Raw genomic sequence first — 2,780 nt, forward strand, 5'->3', positions numbered from 1 at the left:
TCGCGCGCGAGGCGCGCCGTCACGCCGGCGGCGAACCCCGCGGGCGGGCGGCGCAACGGCTCCACCGACGCCGCCGCGCGCAGCACCTGGCGGAAACGGCGCAGCCCCGCCTCGAACAGCCGGCACTCCCCGCAGCGCTCGAGGTGCCCCTCGAAGGCCAGCAGCTCGTCGCCCTCGAGCCGCTCGTCGACGAAGACCGAGGCCAGCTCCCGGAACCGCTCGCAACGCGGGTCGCTCACGGCTCCCTCCGGCGCGGGGCCGCGTGGAAGGCGCCGAGCCGCTCCTGCAGCGCCCGGCGACCGCGGAAGATCCGCGAGCGCACGGTCCCGATCGGCACACCCATCGCTTCGGCCATCTCCTCGTAGCTCATCCCTTCCAGGTCGCAGAACACGACCGCCTCCCGCTGCTCCTCGGGCAGGCTCTCGAGCCCCCGCCGCAGCTGCTCCCAGAACTCCCGCCGGAAGACTTCGTCCTCGGGGCTCGCGCCCCCGTCCTCCACGACCGTCGCGCCCTCGCCCTCGCCGATCTCCTCGTGCACGGGGCGGCGCCCGCGCGTCCGGTAGAAGTTGCGGCAGAGGTTGAGGGCGATCTTGTACAGCCAGGTGTAGAGCGACGACTCGCCCTTGAACTCGCCGATCGACCGGTATGCACGGATGAAGACCTCCTGCGCCAGGTCGTCGGCCGCGTCCGGGCCCCCGACCATCCGCTGGACCATCCGGTAGATCCGGTCCTGGTACTTGAGCACCAGGGCCTCGAAGGCGCGGTGGTCCCCGCGCCTCGCAGACTCCACCAGCTGGCGTTCACCTTCAGTTGTCCCCTGCTCGCCACTCGTCACGGGAATTAGACCGGCCTCCCGGGGAAAAGTTCCGTCCCGCCCGGCGCGGGCGGCCCGCTAGATGCCGAGGATCTCGCGGACGACCTTGAGCAGGTTGGCCGTCTGGATCGGCTTCGGGATGTAGGACCGCGCCCCGAGGGCCATCCCCTTCTCCCGGTCCTCGGCGGCGCCCTCGGTCGTGATGATGACGACCGGGATGTCCTTGTACAGCGGGTTGCCCTTCATGAGGCTCACGAGCTTGAGGCCGTCCATGATCGGCATGTTGATGTCGGTCAGCACCAGGTCGGTCCTGGCGCCCGGCAGCTTCTTGAGCGCGTCCACGCCGTCGGAGGCCTCGACGATGTCGAGCTCGGGCAGGCGCTTGAGCGCGAAGACGATGAGCTGGCGCATCGTCGGCGAATCCTCGACAACCAGGCACCGGAATTTCGTCATCGCTCCGTCCCCCGAACGGCCGGCGCCCGCATGCCCCCGCTACCGCTTGAGCAGCTCAAGGAAGCCCTGGATCGTGCTGAGCTTGCGCTCCGACTCCGCGTAGAGCTTCGAGGCGAAGAGCGCGGTGGCGGCGTGGCCCGCGAGCAGGTTGAACAGTTCGTAGTCCAGCGGCGAGAAGCTCGGCTTCTGCTCGAGCAGCGAGTAGATCACGATGACGCCGATGAGCTGGTCCTTGATGCGCATCGGGATCACCACCCGCGGCTCGGCCAGCGACGTCGCGGCGGCCTCGGGGTGCTCGGCGACCCACGGCTCCCCCGACTTCGCCACGCCGCCGATCGTCCCCTCGCCGAGCTTGATCAGCGGGACCTGCTCGCGCGGGACGCCCTCGCTCGAGACGGCGTAGAGCTCGCCCTTGCGCTCGTCGAGGAGCATCAGCCCGAACTTCTCGGCGCCGATGAGGTTGATGACGATCTCCATGACGATCTGGACGACTTCCTTGAAATCGAGGGTCGAGTGCAGCTGGAAGCTCGCCACGTAGAGGTTGGCGAGGTTGTTGTTCTCCTCCTCGATCTCCAGGTAGCGGTTCGCGAAGTCCTGGTTCTCGCGCTCGGCCTGCTGGTAGCGCTGGATGAGCGCCTCGCGCTCCTGCTCCAGCTGCTGGACGCGCCCCTTGAGCCCCTGGAGCTCCTCCGGCGAGGCGCCCCGGGCCGTGGCCTTCTCCTGCTCGAGCGTCGCCACAAGGTAGCGCAGGCGCTCGTTCTCCTTCATCAACTCCTGGGTGAAGCCCTCCACCTTGCGGTACAGCTGCAGGAACTCCTGCCCGCGCATGAGGAGGTTCTTCCGGTCGTCCTGGGCCGTCATCCCAAGGTCCTCCTTGGAAACCGAGTCTACAACGAATCCCCCCGCGCGGCAACCGGCCGGGCCGGCGGCGCTCACCCCGGGAGCACCTCGTGCAGGATCGCCGCGCCGATCTCCGGCAGCGGCAGCACGCGCTGGACCGCGCCGGAGCGCACGGCCTCGCGCGGCATCCCGTAGACGACGCAGGTCTCCTCGGCCTCGGCCACGGTGAGACCGCCGGCGTCCCGGACCGCCCCGATGCCGGCCGCGCCGTCGTCGCCCATCCCCGTGAGGACCACGGCGAGCACCGAGCCGGCGCAGGCGTCCGCCGCCGAGACCAGGAGGCGGTCGACGGAGGGGACGTAACGGTCCGCGGCCAGAGGCGGCTCGACCCGCGCGACGATCCGGGCGCCCCGCTCGCGCTGGAGGAGCAGGTTCATCCCCCCCGGTGCCAGCAGCACCTGCCCCGGCGCCAGCGGGTCGCCGTCGCGCGCCTCCCGGACCCGCAGCGGCACGAGGCGGTCGAGGCGGTCGGCGAACAGCCTGGTGAACCCCTCCGGCATGTGCTGGGCGATCACCACCGCCGCCGGGAAGTCGGCGGGCAGGGCCGCGAGCACCTGCTGGAGCGCCGGCGGCCCCCCCGTCGAGGCCCCGAGCGCCACACAGCGGTAGCGCC

Annotated in this window: 5 protein-coding genes; all 5 read right to left on the minus strand. The window is 70.9% G+C overall.

What is annotated here, in order from left to right; genetic code table 11:
* Window positions 1-239, minus strand: a 239-nt coding sequence (locus VI078_12535; GenBank protein HEY6000109.1) for a zf-HC2 domain-containing protein, incomplete at its 3' end; no start/stop codon positions are given.
* The gene (locus VI078_12540; GenBank protein ID HEY6000110.1) at window positions 236-790 is read right to left on the minus strand and encodes a sigma-70 family RNA polymerase sigma factor; all 555 of its coding nucleotides are present in this window, start codon (window positions 788-790) and stop codon (window positions 236-238) included. The genes VI078_12540 and VI078_12535, both read right to left, overlap by 4 nt.
* Before the next feature lie 102 nt (window positions 791-892).
* Window positions 893-1,267 (minus strand): response regulator, encoded by a 375-nt coding sequence (locus VI078_12545; GenBank protein HEY6000111.1) that lies wholly within the window; start codon window positions 1,265-1,267, stop codon window positions 893-895.
* Between the two features lie 39 nt (window positions 1,268-1,306).
* Window positions 1,307-2,128, minus strand: a complete 822-nt coding sequence (locus tag VI078_12550) for a GAF domain-containing protein (GenBank protein HEY6000112.1) — start codon at window positions 2,126-2,128, stop codon at window positions 1,307-1,309.
* A gap of 71 nt (window positions 2,129-2,199) precedes the next feature.
* A partial coding sequence (locus VI078_12555; GenBank protein HEY6000113.1) for a CheB methylesterase domain-containing protein occupies window positions 2,200-2,780 on the minus strand: 581 nt, incomplete at its 5' end.

It is taken from the genome of bacterium (assembly GCA_036524115.1).
GTDB lineage: Bacteria > JAUVQV01 > JAUVQV01 > JAUVQV01 > DATDCY01 > DATDCY01.

Coding starts and splice junctions, on each gene's coding strand:
- VI078_12550 (HEY6000112.1), bottom strand. CDS start 2,128: ATGACGGCCCAGGACGACCGGAAGAACCTCCTCATGCGCGGGCAGGAG.
- VI078_12545 (HEY6000111.1), bottom strand. CDS start 1,267: ATGACGAAATTCCGGTGCCTGGTTGTCGAGGATTCGCCGACGATGCGC.